The sequence below is a fragment of the Delftia sp. NA_296.1 genome, from assembly GCF_052692095.1.
In genome coordinates, this window is the sequence record NZ_JBQZGF010000019.1 from 25,152 (window position 1) to 43,716 (window position 18,565).

Annotated in this window: 15 protein-coding genes; 4 read left to right on the forward strand and 11 right to left on the reverse strand. The window is 69.7% G+C overall.

What is annotated here, in order from left to right:
• Positions 1-55 precede the first annotated feature (55 nt).
• The 6 genes from ACUTR7_RS28880 to ACUTR7_RS28905 form a co-directional block, all read right to left on the reverse strand.
• Complete coding sequence (locus tag ACUTR7_RS28880; protein WP_445610379.1) at positions 56-2,512, reverse strand: TonB-dependent siderophore receptor; 2,457 nt, start codon at positions 2,510-2,512, stop codon at positions 56-58.
• Between the two features lie 107 nt (positions 2,513-2,619).
• Positions 2,620-3,591, reverse strand: a complete 972-nt coding sequence (locus ACUTR7_RS28885) for a FecR domain-containing protein (protein ID WP_445610380.1) — start codon at positions 3,589-3,591, stop codon at positions 2,620-2,622.
• Positions 3,588-4,109: a sigma-70 family RNA polymerase sigma factor gene (locus ACUTR7_RS28890; protein WP_445610381.1), complete on the reverse strand. Its 522-nt coding sequence runs from the start codon at positions 4,107-4,109 to the stop codon at positions 3,588-3,590. Before ACUTR7_RS28890 ends, ACUTR7_RS28885 begins: the two co-directional genes overlap by 4 nt.
• Positions 4,110-4,196: 87 nt before the next feature.
• Positions 4,197-4,748, reverse strand: coding sequence for a GNAT family N-acetyltransferase (locus tag ACUTR7_RS28895; protein WP_012202618.1), 552 nt, complete (start codon positions 4,746-4,748; stop codon positions 4,197-4,199).
• A gap of 400 nt (positions 4,749-5,148) precedes the next feature.
• Positions 5,149-7,533 (reverse strand): cytochrome P450/oxidoreductase, encoded by a 2,385-nt coding sequence (locus ACUTR7_RS28900; protein WP_445610382.1) that lies wholly within the window; start codon positions 7,531-7,533, stop codon positions 5,149-5,151.
• Between the two features lie 31 nt (positions 7,534-7,564).
• Entirely contained in the window at positions 7,565-8,545 is a 981-nt protein-coding gene (locus ACUTR7_RS28905; protein ID WP_034389537.1) for a Bug family tripartite tricarboxylate transporter substrate binding protein, read from the reverse strand.
• A gap of 160 nt (positions 8,546-8,705) precedes the next feature.
• Here ACUTR7_RS28905 and ACUTR7_RS28910 point away from each other — a divergent pair, with 160 nt between their 5' ends.
• Positions 8,706-9,530, forward strand: a complete 825-nt coding sequence (locus tag ACUTR7_RS28910) for an IclR family transcriptional regulator (RefSeq protein WP_013804735.1) — start codon at positions 8,706-8,708, stop codon at positions 9,528-9,530.
• A gap of 30 nt (positions 9,531-9,560) precedes the next feature.
• Here the strand turns inward: ACUTR7_RS28910 and ACUTR7_RS28915 are convergent, their stop codons facing one another.
• A complete protein-coding gene (locus tag ACUTR7_RS28915; protein WP_445610383.1) occupies positions 9,561-10,385 on the reverse strand; it encodes a hypothetical protein in 825 nt (274 codons plus the stop codon).
• Between the two features lie 194 nt (positions 10,386-10,579).
• Here ACUTR7_RS28915 and ACUTR7_RS28920 point away from each other — a divergent pair, with 194 nt between their 5' ends.
• On the forward strand, positions 10,580-11,362 hold the full coding sequence (locus tag ACUTR7_RS28920; protein WP_445610384.1) for an IclR family transcriptional regulator: 783 nt from the start codon (positions 10,580-10,582) through the stop codon (positions 11,360-11,362).
• Position 11,363: 1 nt separating this feature from the next.
• On the opposite strand, the gene ACUTR7_RS28925 is transcribed toward ACUTR7_RS28920, so the two are convergent.
• The 4 genes from ACUTR7_RS28925 to ACUTR7_RS28940 are packed head-to-tail and all read right to left on the reverse strand — an operon-like array spanning position 11,364 to position 15,511.
• Positions 11,364-12,497 carry a CaiB/BaiF CoA transferase family protein gene (locus ACUTR7_RS28925; protein ID WP_445610385.1) on the reverse strand — a complete coding sequence of 378 codons (1,134 nt, stop codon included), beginning with the start codon at positions 12,495-12,497 and terminating at the stop codon, positions 11,364-11,366.
• A 21-nt stretch (positions 12,498-12,518) separates the two neighbouring features.
• Complete coding sequence (locus ACUTR7_RS28930; RefSeq protein WP_216295194.1) at positions 12,519-13,481, reverse strand: Bug family tripartite tricarboxylate transporter substrate binding protein; 963 nt, start codon at positions 13,479-13,481, stop codon at positions 12,519-12,521.
• A gap of 40 nt (positions 13,482-13,521) precedes the next feature.
• Complete coding sequence (locus tag ACUTR7_RS28935) at positions 13,522-14,301, reverse strand: SDR family NAD(P)-dependent oxidoreductase (protein WP_046988290.1); 780 nt, start codon at positions 14,299-14,301, stop codon at positions 13,522-13,524.
• Between the two features lie 22 nt (positions 14,302-14,323).
• Positions 14,324-15,511, reverse strand: a complete 1,188-nt coding sequence (locus ACUTR7_RS28940) for a thiolase family protein (RefSeq protein WP_445610386.1) — start codon at positions 15,509-15,511, stop codon at positions 14,324-14,326.
• A gap of 162 nt (positions 15,512-15,673) precedes the next feature.
• Between ACUTR7_RS28940 and ACUTR7_RS28945 the strand changes: the two genes are divergently transcribed.
• Together ACUTR7_RS28945 and ACUTR7_RS28950 are read left to right on the forward strand one after the other, a co-directional pair.
• Positions 15,674-17,242, forward strand: a complete 1,569-nt coding sequence (locus tag ACUTR7_RS28945; RefSeq protein WP_199960474.1) for an AMP-binding protein — start codon at positions 15,674-15,676, stop codon at positions 17,240-17,242.
• A 48-nt stretch (positions 17,243-17,290) separates the two neighbouring features.
• The gene (locus ACUTR7_RS28950) at positions 17,291-18,433 is read left to right on the forward strand and encodes an acyl-CoA dehydrogenase family protein (protein ID WP_012202629.1); all 1,143 of its coding nucleotides are present in this window, start codon (positions 17,291-17,293) and stop codon (positions 18,431-18,433) included.
• The last annotated feature ends 132 nt before the right edge of the window (positions 18,434-18,565 follow it).

The following is an 18,565-nucleotide window of genomic DNA, read 5'->3' on the forward strand; positions in this document are numbered from 1 at the left end:
CCGCCCCCTGCCGGCCAGGCCGGCAGGAGGTCGGGGACCGGGCTCAGAACCTGGCTCAGAAGCGGTATTTGACGCCCACCATCAGATTGCGCGGCGTGCCGTAGTGGCTGTAGTAGCCCGCGTAGCTGAAGTACTTGCGGTCCAGGGCGTTGTTCAGGTGCACCGACGCACTCCAGTGCCGGTCGATGTCATAGCGTGCCATCAGGTTCACCACGGCATAGCTGGCCTGCCGTACCGTGGCGTCGCCTACCTCGCTTTGCCAGTTCACTCCGCCGCCCAGTGTCAGCCCCTGTAGTGCGCCGCCCAGGCGGTAGCTGCTGAAGAGCTTGACGCTGTTGCGCGGCAGCATGGTGTTGATGCGCTGGCCCTCTGCATTCGTGGTCAGGGTGTTGGCATAGCCGGCAGAGACCTGCCAGCCCGGCGCCAGCTCGCCGCTCAGTTCCATCTCCAGCCCCTGGGAGGTGGTGTTCTGCTCGGCCTTGTAGACATTGCTGCCCGGGAATTGCGCCTGCCACACCGCCAGGTTGTCCTGCTTGAGGTTGAACAGGGCCAGGCTGGAGTTGAGCTTGCCGTCCAGGTGCCTGCCCTTGATGCCGACCTCCAGTCCCCGGCCTTCCATGGGCGCCAGCGTGGCATTGTTCTCGTCGCGCACCCAGGAGGCCTGGGGATTGAAGATCTTGGTGTAGCTGGCGTACAGCGCCCACTGGGGCGTCATGTCGTAGACGGCGCCCACGTAGGGGATGAAGGCGCCGTTTTCCCGGGCGCGGGTGGTGGTGGCCTCTCCGGTGTCCGGCGTGCTGGCGGTATCGCGCCCCCAGTAGATCTGGCGGCTGCCCAGGATCAGGCGCAGCGGCTCGGAGATGCGGAAACGTCCGGTCAGATAGCCTGCGTACTGGTGCTCCTTGGTGGAGAACCGGCCGCTGGCCGCGAAGTCGGGCACGGGATTGCTGCCGTCATAGGTGAACAGGTTGTCTATGCGGCCTGCGGCCGAGTCGGAGTAGTCGTAGAGCCAGCTGCCGGAGGTGGGTCCCTTGTCCTCGAAGCGCGACAGCGTCAGGCCGGCGATCAACTCGTGCTCGCGGCCGAACAGTTTGAGCGGGCCGGTCAGGTACATGTCGAGGTTGTGCTGGCGCGGCTGGCCCTGAAAGCGCACGGGCAGCAGGCTGGTGCCGCTGCCATCGGCCTGCAGCGTGCCGTTGAGGTAGGTGTAGACCGAGTCGTAGCGGTCCTGGCCGTAGGCGTACTCGACCTTGCCGGTCCAGCCGCCGCTCAGCTCGCGCTCGATGGAGGTGAAGAAGCCGCTTTGCTCATGGTTGTTGTACGACCAGTTCGGCGATCCGTTCAGGGCGCGGGGCAGCCGGGTGGCACTGCCGTCCGGAAACCGCGACGGCAGGCCCGAGCGCATCGGCGCATCCACATCGTTGCGCAGGTAGCTGAAGCCCACGGTCCACAGGGTCCAGTCGTCGAGATCGACCTCGGCGATGCCGTACAGCAGGCGCGAGTCCTGGTGGTAGCGCTCCAGCCAGGCATCGCCCGATTGGTAGTCCGCAACCAGGCGCGCGCGGGCCGAGCCGTCCTGGTTCAGCGGGCGGGAGATGTCCAGGCCCGCGCCTCGGCGTCCCCAGCTGCCGGCATCGACATTGAGCTGCGTCTGGGGCCTGGCCGTGGGGCGCTTGCGGATCAGGTTGATGGTGGCCGAGGGGTTGCCCATGCCGCTGATGAGGCCCGTGGCGCCGCGCACGATCTCCACGCGGTCGTACATGGCCATGTGCTGGGTGTACTGGTTCAGGCCTGCAGCCGTCGGCACGCCATCGATCTCGTAGTTCTGGATCTCGAAACCCCGCGACCAGTAGCCGTCGCTTTCGGCACCCAGGCCGTCGCGCGTGACGATGATGCCGGGCGCTGCCTCCAGCATGTCGCTGAGCCGCGTGGTGCCCAGATCCTCCAGCCGCTGGCGCGTCATCACGGTCAGCGCCTGGGGCGTTTCCTGGGGAGCCAGGTTCAGGCGCGTGGAGCTGCTGGACGATGCCGTGGTGTAGGAGTCCGTGCCCTCCGTGGTCGAGCCCGGGGCCTTGCCGGACACGGTCACCGTGGCCAGGCTGACGCCTTGCTCCGGCAAAGGCGCTGCCGACGCAGGCAGGGCGCTGGCCTGGGGCGCTGGCCGCACGCCGAGCACGCCCTGGGCATCGCGCGTGAGCACCAGGCCGCTGCCGGCCAGCGCGGCCTGCAGCGCCTGCTCCGCCGTGTAGCTGCCCTGGATCGCCGGCGCCTGCTTGCCCGAGGCCAGGGCGGGGTCCAGCGACAGCGTGCGGCCGCTGTGCTGGCCAATGGCCAGCAGCGTCCGGGCCAGCGGCCCGGCTGGCAGGTCATAGCGTTGGCGCTGGGCGGCTTCGGCGCCGGAGGCTACCGCGGCCTCTTGGGCGGTCTGGGCCTGGGCGGGCAGGGTGGCGATGAGGGCGGCCAGGGCTGCGGCATGGGCCACGGGGCGCCATGCGAAAAGAGAGCGGGACATGCTTGTGGACTCCGGAGAATGGGGGATGACACAGGACATGTCGCGCGAGCGGGTCGGATGTGATCACCCCTGGCGCAGTTTTTTTTGAGCCCCGCGTTGACCGGGCCTCAGGCCGCATCGATCAGCGTCAGCCAGCCGCCGCGATAGCGCGTCACGCGGATGGGCAGGCTGCTGGCCAGCGCCTGCAGCGCACGGTCGGTATCGTCCAGCGGGAAGGTGCCCAGCACGCGAAGCCCGGAGGCGGCAGGGGCGACGCGCAACAGGCCGGTCCGGTAAGGCCGCAGGGCGTCGACCACCGAGTCCAGCGGCCAATCGTCCACGGCCAGCATGCCGCTTTGCCAGGCCGCTGCCGCCTCGGCGCGCGCCAGGGCCTCGGAAATGGCGGCCCCGTCCATCCAGGCGCTGGCGCCGGCCCGCAGCGGGGACTGTGCGCCCAGCCGCGTGTGCAGGTCCACGTCCTGCGCGAGCGCGGCCACCTGCGTGCGTTCTTCCTGCAGGCGCACCATGAAGCGCGCGCCGTGCGCTGCCGGCACCTGGGCCTGGCCATGCCGGGTCTGCACGGTGAAGGGGCTGCCGGCCGGCACCTGCGCGATCAGCGCACCCTGGCGCAGATGCACGCGGCGGCGGTCGGCGCCCAGATCGATATCGATGGCGCTGCGCGCGTCCAGCAGCAGCCGACTGCCGTCGGCCAACTCCAGGCTGCGCCGCTCGGCCGTGGCGGTATGGGCATCGGCCAGCAGGCCGGGCAAAGGCGTGAATCGGTGGGCCACCAGGCCTCCCAGGGCCGCGCCCGCAACGGCCAGTGCGCCGCCCGCAATGTGCCTGCGGCGGCGGTCGGGCTGCAGCAGTGCGTTCAGCGCTGCATCGGCTGACGCATGGCTGGAGGTGTGGGGCGCCAGCGGTTGGAGCACGCGCTCCAGCGAGCCGCTCACCTGGGACCACGCGGCTTCGTGGGCCGGGTCGGTCTGTCGCCAATGGTCCAGGGCCTTGCGCTGGTGCTCGGTCATGGCTCCCGAGCGCGACTCCACCAGCCAGGCGATGGCCTGCTGGCGCAGGGCGGCGGCCGAGGTGGAACTCATTGCGGCAGCGCCGTTGCGCAGTCCAGTGCGCAGCAGGCGGCTATGGCGCGCCCCATGTGGCGCCGCACGGTGATCTCGGCAATGCCCAGGCGCAGCGCGATCTCCCGGTAGGGCATGTCGTGCAATTGGTTGAGCAGCAGCACGCGGCGCGTGGTGGGTGGCAGCGACTGCAGCACGCGGTCCACGGCCTGCAGCGCCTGCACGATGGCATAGCGTTCCTCTTCCGAGGGCATGTGCATGGCGGGCTGGGCCGCCAGCGCCTCCAGGTAGGCATGCTCCAGGTCGCGCCTGCGCCAGAAGGAGAACAGCGTGCGCTTGGCCATGGTGGTCAGGTAGGCGCGCGGGTTGTCCAGCGGTGGAAGGTGGCGGGTGGTGAGCAGTTGCACGAAGGTGTCGTGCGTCAGGTCTTGCGCCTGTGCGGTGTCACCCAGCTTGCGGCGCAGCCAGCCTTGCAGCCAGCCATGGTGGTCTGCGTAGAGCACGGCGACGGGAGGTGGCGGCAGGGGATGGGCGGGCATGCGGCGGGACAGGTGATGGGATGGGAATGCGTCTCAATTATCGCGCCATGCCCTCACTTCCCGTGATTCACCTCGCCCGTGAGGCCCTCAGCGGCCCGTGCCCAGCTCCAGCGTCAGGCGCAGCATGTCGCGGTGCTGCACGCCGCGCTCCCACAGCTGGGTGGTGTAGTGCCTGAGGAAGAAATCCCGGTCTATGCCCGTCACGCGAAAACCCGCGCGCTGGTAGAAGACCAGCTGGTCGCCAAAGCTGCCCGTGCCGACCTCGATGCGCGGCGCTCGCTGGGAGCGCGCCCATTCGATGGCACGCCGCAGCAGGGCGGTGCCCAGGCCCCGGTGGTGCAGCGATTCCGCGACCGCGATGTTCATCAGCTCCCAGGCGGGTGGGCCTGAGGCCTCATCGCCGCTGGCGCGCAGCGGCACCAGCACGCACATGCCCAATACCTCGCCGCGCCCGCCGGGACGCGGCGGCTGGCCTTCGCGCTGGAAGGACTCGCGCGCGGCAAAACAGGTGGAGCCCGCCAGATAGCCGCGCACCTTTTCCCGCGACGGATCCGCCGACAGCAGCAGCGGCCACGGCGCCTCGGCCGGGTTCAGCGGCTCTATGTGCCAGGGTGCGAGAGAAACGGAAGGCGCGGTCATAAGCCTGAATCATCCCATGCCTGACATTGGGACGCAGTTGGGCGCCTCTGCGGAATCTTGACGTGCGCTTACAACTGTGCCTTTGCACGGGTGGATCTAGTGGTTTATACTTAGATCTAGGGTAAACGCTTAGAGGGTTTTCCCGGCATTCGCGGCACTTGAGATGCATGCCGCCAGTGATTGTTGAGCGTCTCAGTAAGGAAGTTCACCATGCGCCAAGCAATCTATTCCCTGATCGATTTCATCCAGCAAGCCCGCAACGCCGAGCTCGAAATCGCCAACCAGTAATCCGGTTGGAGGCAGGTGCGCCCCGAAGCGCGCCCACCGATGCGATCGCCCCATTGCCGATGATGGCCTTGGGGCTTTTGTGTTTCTGGGCGCCGGGCTGCCCGAACCCTGGCTACAGGCCCAGCACCAGCCGGCCGCTCCTGGCGCGCGAGCAGCAGCTCATCATCTTGGTGCAGGCCGCGCGCTCGCCGCGCGTGAGCACCATGTCGCGGTGGTCCACCTCGCCTTCGAGCACGGGCACTTCGCAGGACCCGCACAGCCCTTCCCGGCAGTCGCTTTGCACTTCGATCTTCGCGCTGCGCAGGGCGTCCAGCAGCGTCTGGTCGTTGCGCACCTGCAGCACAAGGCCCGAGGCGCGCAGTTCCACCTCGAAGCCCTGCTCCCTGGCAGGGTCCAGCGCCCCCACGGTGGAGACGAAATGCTCCACGCGCAGGCTGTCCTCGGGCCAGTGGCGGCTGGCGGCCTCCAGGCCGTCCAGCAGGCGCGCCGGTCCGCAGGCATGGATGCGGGCTCCGGCGCGCGGCGTGGCCAGCAGGGCGGCGTAGTCGGCGCGCCGGCCCTCCTCCGCCACGTACAGATGCAGCCTGGCGCCATGCTCGGCCAGCAGCGGCGCCAGCAGCGCCATGCCCGCGCGGCGCCGGCCGCTGTAGTGGATCTCATAGGACAGGCCCAATGCCCTGGCGCGCCGTGCCATGGCCGAGATGGGCGTGATGCCGATGCCGCCGGCCACCAGGATCAGGTGGCTGGCGCCTTCGTCCAGCGGGAAATGGTTGCGCGGGCCCCGCACCTGTACGGTGGCGCCGCGGTGCAGATGCTCATGCACCCAGGCCGAGCCGCCACGGCCGTTGGCCTCGCGCAGCACGGCAATCTCGTAGCTGCCGGTGTCCTGCGGGTCGCCGCACAGCGAGTACTGGCGTGACAGGCCCGTGTCGCCGCATTGCAGGTCGATGTGCGAGCCCGGCGTCCAGCGCGGCAGGGCGTGTCCATCGGCGGCCTTCAGGCGCAGGCGCAGCACGCCTTCGGCGGCAGCCTCGGCCTCGGCCACGACCATGGGCCGGCTGGCGCCGCCCTGCAGGGCTTCGCCGATGCGCACGGGCTGGCGCGCCTGCAGCAGGGCGGGACGGGCGCGCTCGGGGTTGAGGGCCGGGTCCCACTCCACCCACAGGTGCTCGGGGCCCCGGAACGAGGTGTTGGGCACGTAGGTGAACCGCTGCTCGGCCAGCCGCATGTGGGGCAGGCGGCGTGTGAACTCCTCCAGGAAGATCTGCATCTCCATGCGCGCCAGGTTCTTGCCCATGCACTGGTGCGAGCCATAGCCGAAGGTCAGGTGGTCGCCGGCGTTGTCGCGGTGGATGTCGAAGAAGTCGGCATCGGCGAAATGCCGCTCGTCGTGGTTGGCCGACGAGGTTACGATGAGCAGCTTCGAGCCCGCCGGCACGGCCACGCCGCCGATCACCACGTCGCGCGTGGCCAGGCGCCGCCAGGCGGCCACCGAGCCGTTGTGGCGCAGGCATTCCTCCACGGCATTGGGGATCAGCGCAGGGTTCTCGCAGATCTGCTTCCAGGCGCCGGGATGCTGCAGCAGCAGCTTGACGGCGTTGGCCGTGGCATTGGCCGTGGTCTCGTGCGCGGCCACGATGCCGGCCATCATCATGGAGTGCAGGTAGGAGTCGGTGACGACCTCGGGAAGCTCCTTTTGCTTGCGTATGCCGTATTGCATCCAGCCCGGCGCATCGGGGTTCTCGCGCATCTTGGCCAGCACCTTGCCGGCCAGCTGCCAGAAGTTGCCCACCGCATGGGCCACGGCCACCTGCTGCTCGGGCCGGGGCCGGCCCCAGGTGTTGACGGTGTGGGCGATGGAGTACTCGCGCAGCTTGTCCATGTCCTCCTCGGGCACGCCGAGAAAGTGCAGGGCCACGGTCAGCGGCACCTCCCACAGCATCTGGTCCACAAGGTCGGCGCGGCCGTCGTCGATGAAGCGGTCCACATAGGCGCGCGCCAGCTCGCGCACCATGGGCTCGTGGTGGCGCAGCTCCTCGGGCGTGAACGGGTCCATCAGCGCGCGGCGGCGCGGCATGTGGGCGGGCTCGTCCTCGTTGACCAGGGTGCGGTTCAGCGCGAAGCCGTAGGAGGCCAGCACGGCATTGGCCTCCTCGCCCGTGGGCGTGATCTTCTCCAGCGCGATCGAGGGACTGAAGGCGATGTTGTCGCGGAACACCGCCTTGATGTCGTCGAAGCGCGTGACCACCCAGTAGCCCAGTTGCGGGCTGTAGAACACCGGCTCCTGCTCGCGCGCCCAGCGCACATATTCGGGCGGGTCCTGCTGGTAGCCGTCGCTGAACGGGTCGAAGGCCGCGGCACCCGCGCTGACGGGGCAGCCCGTGGGGCCGGTCTGGCCGCTGGGCTGGCGGTGGTCGAAGGGGCAGCGCGCGGAGGCTGGCGCAGAGCCGGACGCAAAGGCGGACGGGGCGGTGTCGGGGGCGGCGGAGGCAGTCATGGCAGGTTCGCAGGCAGGCAGGCGCGGAGGGTCAATCCAAAGTGATGTTCTGGTCGCGGATCAGCTGGTGCCAGCGCGTGCTTTCGCTGGCCAGCAGCGCGGCGAACTGCTCGGGCGTGTTGCCCACGGGCTCCACGCCGAAATCCACGAGCTTCTGGCGCACGGCGGGCTCGTTGATCGCGGCCACGACCTGCCTGTGCAGGGCCGCGATGACCGGGGCCGGGGTCCTGGCGGGCGCCACCAGTCCCACCAGGGCGGCGGCTTGCACCTTGGGCAGGCCCAGCTCGGCGAAGGTGGGCACGTCGGGCAACTGGGGCAGGCGCGTGGCGTTGGCCACAGCCAGCGGGCGGACCTTGCCGCCCTTGATGAAGCCTGCGCCCGCGGCCAAGTCCACCATCATCACGGGCACCTGGCCGCCAGCCACGTCGCCCAGGGCCGGCGCCGCGCCCTTGTAGGGCGCATGCACCAGCTTCAGGCCGGCCTCCACCCTGAGCAGTTCCATGGCCAGGTGGTGCGGGCTGCCGGCACCGGCCGAGGCGTAGTTCACGCCGTCCTTGCTGGTGCGCGCCTGGGCCAGGAAGTCTTTGGCCGTGGCCGCTGCCATGCCGGGGCCGGCCACCAGGATCATCGGGAAGCGGCCCATCAGCGTGACCGGCGCGAGGTCCCTGGCGGGGTTGTAGCTGAGGCTCTTGTAGAGCACGGGATTGAAGACCAGGGTGCCGTTGTCGGCCGACAGCACGGTGTAGCCATCGGCGGCGGCGCGCGCGGTTTCCGAGGCGCCTATGGCCGTGTTGCCGCCCGGGCGGTTGTCCACCACGATGGGCTGGTGCACCTGGCCGCCCCAGGCCTGGCCTATGGTGCGGGCCAGGAAGTCCGAGCCGCCGCCGGCCGCGTAGGGAACGATCCAGCGCACGTTCCTGCTGGGGAATCCGTCCTGGGCCAGCGCGCCGGGCAGGGCGGTGGCCGATAGCAGGCCTGCGGCCAGTGTGGTGAGGAAAAGGCGCTTGTGCATGGGGCTTGTCTCCGGTGAGGCCTGGGTGGAATCCATGGAATCTTGTTTTGCGTAATTTTTCTACGCATTGCGTAAAAACACCGCCAGGGATTACCCGCAAGCTGCGGCACAATGCCCCGCCAGCCCTTAAAACAGGCCTTTCCAGACCCGCCCTGACGCCATGACTTCCACTGTTGCCTCCGAGATCGACGAGCCCGCGCCGCCGCGCGAAAGGCGCCAGCGCGTGCAGGCCGCCGAGACCTGCCTGGCCGTGCTCAAGGCCCTGGCCACGCTGGGCGGACGCGCCAGCCTCACGGCCATCGCGGGCGCGGTGGAGGAAAGCCCGGCCAAGGTCCACCGCTACCTGGCCAGCCTGATGGCCGAGGGGCTGGTGGAGCAGGACCGTGGTGGCACGCAGTACGCGCTGGCGGCCGAGGCCATGCGCGTGGGCCTGGCCGCCATGCGACAGTCCGACCCCATCCGCCTGGCCGAGCCGGCCCTGCTGCACCTGCGCGAGGCCTTGCAGGTCACCAGCTTCGTGGCCGTGATGGGTAACCTGGGGCCGACCATCGTGCGCTTCGAGGAGCCGGGCCTGCCGGTCACCGTCAATGTGCGCGTGGGCTCGGTGATGTCGCTGCTGTGGTCGGCCACGGGGCGCGCCTTCTTCGCCTTCATGGACGACGATGCCCGCGTGGATGCGCTGCTGGCCCGGGAGCTGGCCGAGGCGCCGGCCGCGCGGCGCGCGCTGCTCGATGGCGCGGACCCGCTGGGCACGCTGCGCCGCGAGATCCGCGCTGCGGGCTGCGCCTCGGTGCGCGACGTCAACCTGCCGGGCATCAGTGCCGTGGCGGCGCCGCTGCACGACTACACGGGCCATGTGGTGGGCGTGCTATGCGCGCTGGGCGCCAGCGGCGGCTTCGACCCGGACCCGCAGGGCGCGGTGGCCCGGGCCCTGCGCGCCGAAGCGGCGCGCGTCAGCGCCTCGCTGGGCCATCTGCCAGGCTGAGGCCCGGCTGAGGCCTGCAACCCGCTGCCGCTACGGCGTCACCAGCGTGTAGGCCATGCGCACGCGCTGCATGTCGCGGCCCAGGCGGCGGCTTTCGGGCAGGCGGCGCACCCAGGCCAGCTGTTTCACGGTGCGCGCCATCAGGGCGCGGGTTTCGGGCTCCATGGACTGCACGAAATCCCGCCAGGCCGTGCGCGCGGCCGGCATGGCGCCGGCCTGCTCCAGTATCCAGGCCGTGGAGTGGGCGTAGCACAGGGCATCGCGCACGCGGCACAGCGCCAGGGGCAGGTGGGCGGCGGGGTCGTCCTCGAAGTCGATGAAGCCGATCACGCCATCGGCGCAGCAGACCATGTTGCGCGCAAAGGCCTGGCTCAGGCAGTCGCCGCTGCCATGCACCTGCTGCAGGGTCTGCAGGCCCTGCAGCCACAGCGCCAGCGTGCTGCCATCGCTCCGGGGCAGGGCGGCTTCCATGGCATTGCCCAGCGAGGGCGCCTCCACGCCGGGGCTGCCCAGGTGACGCATGGCAAAGCCGTCCTCGCACTCGGCCAGCACGGCAGGCACGCGCAGGCCGCGCTGCGCCAGCTGGCGCAGGCGGCGTACCTCGGTGCGGATGGCTTCGTGGCCGCCGGGATTGGGCACGGGCCGCAGCACGGGCAGGCGCAGGCACAAGGCGAGCAGGGCCAGCGCGCGATAGCGCCATGCCGGGTTGCTGGCGCCCGCGCGCTTGACCCAGATGGTTTCGTCTTCCCGGTCATAGCGCTGGATGCTGAGAGGCTGGCTCAGCACATGGGCGCGCAAAAAGGCGTCGTAGTCTGGCGGCTCGGTAGGCGGGACGGCGGAGGACGGTTCGGACACGGCAGGCTCTGGAAAGTGAGTGGCTGGCGCGCAACGCCAGCCGGATGCGGCAATTGTGCCGTGCCAGGACTTGCCGCTTGCGCCGGCCGGCGGTGGCGCCAGGGTTTGCACTGCGGCAAGGCCGGTGGATTTGCCGCTTGGCAGCCGGAAAATTGAGACAATCGTTTCATCTTTAGCAGTGCCGAAAACCATTCATGAACACAGAAGACAGTGGCAAGCTGGTGGCCGCCCTGGTGCGCGGCATCTCCGTGCTCCAGTGCTTTTCCAACAAGCACCAGGAACTCAGCGCCCGTGAACTGATGGACATGACGGGCCTGCCCAAGCCCACGCTGTTCCGCCTGATCGACACCCTGTGCGAACTGAACCTGATGCGCTACTCGGACCGCCTGTCCAAGTACGTGCCGGGCGTGGGGCTGCTGAACCTGTCCTCGCCCGTGCTGGCGCGCATGCACATGCGCCAGTTCGCGCGGCCGCACATGCAGGAGCTGGCCAACCATCTGGAAGGCCAGATCCAGCTGGCCGTGGGGCACGGCCGCCAGCTGTGCCTGGTGGAGCTGGCCAACGGCCTGACCAACAAGGTCTTCCTGCCCGAGATCGGGGTGCACATCTCGCTGTCGCGCACCGCCACGGGCCGCGCCTACCTGCTGAGCCTTCCCGAGGCCGAGCGCGAGGCCTTCATCGCCGAGCTGCAGGTCGACGATCCCGCACGCGCCCAGCAACTGCGCGAGCGGCTCGACGATGCGCGGCGCGACCTGGCCGAGCACGGCTTTTGCCGCAGCCACGGCGACCTGCACCGCGAGATCCAGTCCATTGCCGTGCCCATGTCCACGGCCAAGGACGGCGAATACTGGGTGTTCTCGGTCTCCCTGCCCATCTACAGCCCGCAAAGCCGCGCACTGGAAAGCGATGCCGGGCCGCGCCTGATCACGCTGGTGCGCCTGGTCGAAGGCATGCTGGGCGCCTCCAGCCTCTCGTGAATCAGCGGGCGCTGCGCCAGACTTCCTGCGCGCGGCCTGCGCTCACCTTCTCCCGCACGCTGGCGGTATCGGAGCCTGCGGCATTTGCAGGACCCGGCGCATAGGCCTGGCCGTCAAAGCGTGGCGCGGGGCTGGCCTGCAGGGCGCCGCCTTCGGGCTGCAGATAGATGCCACGCGCCTGCAGGTGCGGGTGGCGGGCGGCTTCCACAGGGCTGAGCACGGCGCCGAAGCAGGCATCGCTGCCCTCCAGCAATTGCTGCCAGTGCGCGCGGGGCCGGGAGGCGAACAGCGTCTGCAGCTGCGCGCGCCGCACCGGCCAGGCGGCGCGGTCCCACTGCGGGCCCTGGAACGCTGCGGCACCGGCCAGGCCCAGCCTGTCCAGCAGCAGGGCGTGGAACTGCGGCTCGATGGCGCCCACGGTGATGAAGCCGCCATCGGCACAGGCATAGGTTTCGTAGAACGGTGCGCTGTCGTGGATGCTGTGGCCGCGCTCGTCGGCCACCAGGCCGCGCTGGCGCGCGTGCAGCATGAGGTTGAGCATGTGCGCCGCACCATCGACGATGGCCGCGTCCACCACGGTGCCGCACCCCGTGGCGCGTGCCTGCACGATGCCGGCCAGCAGCCCCGTCATCAGGTACATGGCGCCGCCGCCGATGTCGCCCAGGGTGGCAAAGGGCGAGACCGGCCGGGCATCGGCCGGCGCGCATCCCCACAGCGCGCCCGAGACGGCGGCATAGTTGTTGTCGTGGCCAGCTGCCTGGGCCAGCGGGCCGTCCTGGCCCCAGCCCGTCATGCGGCCATAGACCAGGCGCGGGTTGAGGGCCTGGCAGGCCTCGGGTCCCAGGCCCAGGCGCTCCATGGTGCCGGGCCGCATGCCTTCGATCAGCGCATCGGCATCGCGCACCAGGGCCAGCACCAGGTCACGCCCTTCGGGCGACTTGAGATCGGCGAACACCGAGCGCTTGCCGCGCGACAGCGCGGAGGCGGCTGAGGTGGCTGATGTGGCGGCGGGTTCCGCCTCGGGCCGCACGATGGACACCACATCGGCCCCCAGATCCGCCAGATGCATGGCGCAGAACGGCCCCGGGCCGATGCCGCCAATCTCCAGCACGCGCACGCTGTCCAGCACCTTCATGGTGTCTCCGTCGAAATCGGTTCAGTCGAGTTGCAGCTGGCGGCTGGTGATCAGCGCGCCCCAGCTCTTGCGGTCGTTGTCCACCAGCTGGGTGAACTGCGCCTGCGGCATGCCGCCGGGGCGGCCGCCGAGCTCGCGGTAGCGGCGCGCCACCTCGGGGTCCCGGAGCACGGCGACAAGGCCGTCGGTGAGCTTGCGCACCACGGCGGGCGGCGTCTGCGCGGGCAGGAAGAAACCCATCCAGCCGACCTTGTCGAAGTCCTGCAGGCCCAGCTCGGTGGTGGTGGGCACGTTGGGCAGCTCGGGCTCGCGCTGCGCGCCCGTCACGGCGATGGGATGCAGCTTGCCCGCCTTGATATGCACCAGCGAGGCCGTGAGGTTGTCGAACATGAACTGCGTCTCTCCCGAGACGATGGCCGCCGTGGCCGGTGCCGAGCCACGGTAGGGCACATGCACCACGTCCACGCCCGTGCGCTCGCGCAGCAGTTCGCCCATGAGGTGCGTGGTCTGGCCCACGCCGGCCGAGGAGAACGACAGCTTGCCCGGCGCCTGCCGCGCGGCCTTGAGCAGATCGTCCAGCGAGCGCACCGGCGATGCCTGGGGCACGACCAGTACGTTGGAGAACGAGATCATGTCCGTCAGCGCCACGAAGTCCTCGGGCCTGTAGGGCAGCTTCTTGTAGGCCGTGTAGTTGATGGCGTTGGAGCCCGTGTTGCCCACCAGCACCGTATAGCCGTCCGGCTGCGCGCGTGCCACCTGGCTGGCACCGATGGAGCCGCCCGCGCCCGGCTTGTTGTCCACGATGACGGGCTGGCCCAGCCGCTCGCCCAGCTTGAGCGCCAGCAGCCGCGCGGGAATGTCGGTGGAACCCCCGGCCGCGCCCGGCACGACCAGGGTGATGGGCCGGGTGGGCCAGGCATCGGCTGCAATGGCTGCCGTGGCGCACAGCCAGGCGGCAGCGGCCAGCGTGAGGCGTTTGAACATGGTGTTTCTTCTCCGCGCGTGTGCTGGGCCAGTGCGCTTCTCAGCGAGGACTCATCCGAATGGCACCGTCCAGGCGAATCGTCTCGCCATTGAGCATGGGATTTTCAAGAATGTGCAGCGCGGTCAGCGCGTACTCGGACGGGTGGCCCAGGCGTGCGGGGTTGGGCACGGAGGCGGCCAGCGACTGGCGGATGTTGTCGGGCAGCTTGGCCAGGATGGGCGTGTCGAACAGGCCCGGCGCAATGGTGCACACGCGGATCATGCGCGTGGCCAGGTCGCGCGCGGCGACGATGGTCATGCCGATGATGCCGGCCTTGGCCGAGGCGTAGGGAATCTGGCCGATCTGCCCCTCGTAGCCCGCCACCGAGGCCGTGAGCACGCAGGCGCCGCGCTCGCCTTGCACGGGTTCGTTGCGCGCCATGCTGGCGGCGGCCAGGCGCAGCGTGTTGAAGGTGCCGATCAGGTTCACGCGCACGATGCCCGTGTACTTGTCCAGCGAGCCGGGGCTGCCGTCCTTCTCCACCAGCCGCAGCGGCCCGCCCACGCCCGCGCAGTGCACCAGGGCGCGGAACTCGCCGAAGTCCTCGGCGGCCGCAATGGCGGCGGCCATCTGGTCGGCGTCGGCCACGTCGGCCTTCACGAAGCGCAGGCGGCTGCCGTGGCGCTGGCGGGCGGCGTCCACCATGGCCGCGCCGCGGTCCTCGTTCAGGTCCACCACCACCACGTTCAGGCCGCGCTCCAGCAGTGCCTGGGCCGATGCCTCGCCCAGGCCCGATACGCCGCCCGTCACCAGGGCCGTCATGTTCTCTTGCAGTTGCATGGATGTGTCTCCGGTGCCTGGCTTACAGGCGTTCGATGATGGTGGCGTTGGCCATGCCGCCGGCCTCGCACATGGATTGCAGGCCGTAGCGCGCGCCGCTGTCCTCCAGCGCATGCAGCATGGTGGTCATCAGGCGGATGCCCGAGGCCCCCAGCGGATGGCCCAGGGCGATGGCGCCACCGCGCGGGTTCAGCCGCTCGGGGTCGGCGCCCAGTTCCCTCAGCTCTTTCAGCCAGGCCAGGGGCACGGAGGCAAAGGCCTCGTTGATCTCGCAGTGGTCCATCTGCTCCAGCCGCATGCCGGCCTTGGCCAGCACGCGCCGCGTGGCGGGAATGGGGGCCGTGAGCATGTACAGCGGATCGTCGCCCACCACGTCCAGCGCCACGAAGCGCGCACGCGGGCGCAGGCCCAGTTGCTGGGCGCGCTTTTCGCTCATCAGCAGCATGGCGCTGGCGCCGTCGGTCATCTGCGAGGCATTGCCCGCCGTGGTGTGCCAGCGGATCTGCGGAAAGCGCGCCGACAGCTCGTCGTTCTGGAACACGGCATTGAGCGCGCCCAGCTTCTGCGTCGTGGTTCCCGGGCGGATGGTCTCGTCGGCCGTGACGAGGCCGGCAGGCGTGGTGATGCCCACGATCTCGCGCTCGAAGTGCCCGGCCGACTGGGCCTCATGGGCGCGCTGGTGCGATCGTGCGGCATAGGCATCCAGTTCCTCGCGGCCCAGGCCCCAGCGCGCGGCCACGAGGTCGGCCGACACGCCCTGGCCCACCAGCCCCGGCGCAAAGCGCGCATCGAAGCGCGCGCCCGTGGTGTTCTGCCCCATGCGCGAGCTGCCCATGGGCACGCGGCTCATGGACTCCACGCCGCAGGCGATCACCATGTCCTGCGTGCCCGACATGATGGCCTGCACGGCAAAGTGCACCGCCTGCTGGCTGGAGCCGCACTTGCGGTCGATGGTGGTGGACGGCACATGGGCCGGCAGGCCTGCGGCCAGCCAGGCCAGGCGGCCCGGCGTGCCGGCCTGCTCGCCGGCCTGGCTCACGCAGCCGGTGATCACATCGTCCACCGCGCCGGGGTCGATGCGGTTGCGCTGCACGAGCTGCTCCAGCACCTGGCTGAGCAGATCGACGGGGTGGAGCTGGGCCAGGGCGCCATCGGGCTTGGCCCGGGCCATGGGACTGCGGATGGCATCGACGATGACAGGAGTGTTCATGCGGATTTAATGAGACTGGAGGTTCATGAAATGAATGATAAGTCTCGAAATTTGCATTGAATAAAGCGTTTTCCCGGATGAAAAACCGAGCGTAAACAAAAATACTTGCTGAAAACCTGATGAATTCGAGACGGCGGATTCAAAAAAGCAAAGGAGACAGGCGTGCATGACTTTCACAGCTGGGCCGATGCCCGGCCCGACCGCGTTGCGCTGACCATGGGCGACAGCGGTCAGCAGCACACGGCGGGCGCGCTGGCGCAGCGCTCGCGCGAGGTGGCGCAGTGGATGGCCGGACAGGGCCTGGCGGCCGGCGACACGGTGGCCGTGCTGATGGAAAACCGCGTGGAGATCCTGGAGCTGGTGCTGGCCGCGCGCCTGGCGGGCCTGTACGCGGTGGTCATCAGCACCCACCTGACGGCGCCCGAGGTGGCCTACATCCTGGGCGACAGCGGGGCGCGCCATGTCTTTGCCTCGGCCGCCACGGCGGCGCAGCTGCCGGCCGCGCTGGCGGCCACCGTGCATTCGGTGGACGGAGAAGACTGCGCATCCACGGGCCTGCCGTCGCTGGCCGATGCCCTGGCCGCTTGGCGCGCGCAGGCGCCCGCGCCCATCGACCTGTCGGGCCGTCCGCTGGGGCGCGACCTGCTGTACTCCTCCGGCACCACGGGCCGGCCCAAGGGGATCAAGAAGGCGCTGCCGGCGGCGCTCTACCGCACGCAGGCCGACCCCGAATTCCTGGCCTGGCAGCGCAACATGGGCTTTGATGCCGACGCGGTCTACCTCTCGCCCGCGCCGCTGTACCACGCAGCGCCGCTGCGCTACTGCCTGCGCACGCTGGACGGCGGCGGCGCGGTGGTGATCACGGCGCGCTTCGACGCTCAGCAGGCGCTGGCCATGATCGAGCGCTACCGCATCACCCACAGCCAGTGGGTGCCGACCATGCTGGGCCGCCTGCTTCAGTTGCCCGAGGAGGTGCGGCACGGCTATGACTTGTCCAGCCATCGCTGCGCCATCCATGCGGCCGCGCCTTGCCCGGTGGCCGTCAAGCAGGCGCTGCTGGACTGGTGGGGCGACATCCTGCTGGAGTACTACGCGGGCTCCGAAGGCTGCGGCATCACCCTGATCAACTCCGCCGAATGGCGCCGGCGCCCAGGCTCGGTGGGCCGCGCCAGCTACGGTCGGCTGCGCATCGTGGGCGACGACGGGCAGGAGCTGCCTGCGGGCCAGATCGGCCGCGTGTTCTTCTCGGACGTGGCGCCCTTCGCCTATCTCAACGATCCCGCCAAGACCCGCGAGGCCATCGACGAGCGTGGCTGGGCCACCTATGGCGACCTGGGCCATGTGGACGAGGAGGGCTACCTCTTCCTCAGCGACCGGCGGGCGGACCTCATCCTGTCGGGCGGCGTCAACCTCTATCCGCAGGAGATAGAGAACGCGCTGGCCACGCACCCGGCCGTGCAGGAGGTGGCCGTGGTCGGCGTGCCCGAGCCCGACTTCGGCGAGCAGCCCATGGCCGTGGTCGTGCTGCGCCAGGGCCATGCGGCCAGCGCCGAGATGGCGCGCGCCATCGTCGCCGAGGCCGGCGCCACGCTGTCGCGCCTCAAGCGCCCGCAGCGCCTGCAGTTCGTGGACGAGCTGCCGCGCCTGCCCACGGGCAAGCTGCTGCGCCGCGTGCTCAAGGACAGGCTGCGCGAGCAGCCCCACGCGGGCTTCAACCTGCGCAGCGCCTGAACGGCCCTTCACCGTCTTTCCTCACCGACAACCACCGGATACCGACCCATGCAAGACCTGACCGAGCGCTCCGTCTACCGCGAAGACCATGAACAGTTCCGCGAGCAGGCCCGCCGCTTCTTCGAGCGCGAGATCGTGCCCCACCATGCCGAATGGGAGCGCCAGGGCATCGTGCCCAAGGAGGTCTGGCGCAAGGCCGGGCGCGAAGGCCTGCTCAACCCCATGCTGCCCGAGCCCTACGGCGGCGGCGGCGACTTCGGCCATGCGGCCGTGCTGCTGGAGGAGATCGCGCGCACGGGCGCCAGCGGGCTGGGCTTTCCGCTGCATTCGGACATCGTCGCGCCCTACATCCATGCCTATGGCAGCAAGGCGCAGAAGGACCGCTGGCTGCCGCGCATGGCCGCAGGCGAGCTGATCGGCGCCATCGCCATGACCGAGCCCGGCGCGGGCAGCGACCTCAAGTCCGTGCGCACCACGGCACGGCGCGAGGGCGACCACTACGTGCTCAACGGCCAGAAGACCTTCATCACCAACGGCATCAATTCGGAGCTGGTCATCGTCGTCGCCAAGACCGCGCCCGAGATGGGTGCCAAGGGCGTGTCCCTGATCGTGGTCGAGGACGGCATGCCCGGCTTCTCCAAGGGCCGCAAGCTGGAAAAGATCGGCCTCATGGCGCAGGACACCTCGGAGCTGTTCTTCGACAACGTGCGCGTGCCGGCCGACCACCTGCTGGGCGAGGAGAACGCGGGCTTCAGGTACCTCATGCACGAACTGGCCCAGGAGCGCCTGGTGGTGGCCGTGCGCGCGGCCGCGTCCATCGAGGCCTTTTTGCACAAGACCATTGCCTACACGCGCGAGCGCAAGGCCTTCGGCCAGCCGGTGTTCGATTTCCAGAACACGCGCTTCAAGCTGGCCGAGGCCAAGGCCCAGGCCACCATGCTGCGCGTCTTCGTGGACGACTGCATCGCCCTGCACCTGCGCCGCGCGCTCGCGCCCGACCGGGCGGCCATGGTCAAGCTCAATGCCACGGCGCTGCAAAACCGCCTGCTCGACGAATTCCTGCAACTGCACGGCGGCTACGGCTACATGACCGAATACCAGATCGGCCGCGCCTGGACCGATGCGCGCATAGGGCGCATCTACGGGGGCAGTGACGAGATCATGAAGGAGATCATCGCCAGGACACTGTGAACCCCTGAGCGGCTGCGCGGGCGTGCGGCGCCCTGATCCGGAGGCGGCCAGCCGGGGCGATGTGTGGCGGCAGCACATCAGGAAGGCCCTTGCTCCGGCCGCTTGTCCTAGGCTTTTCCCAAGTCCGTTCCG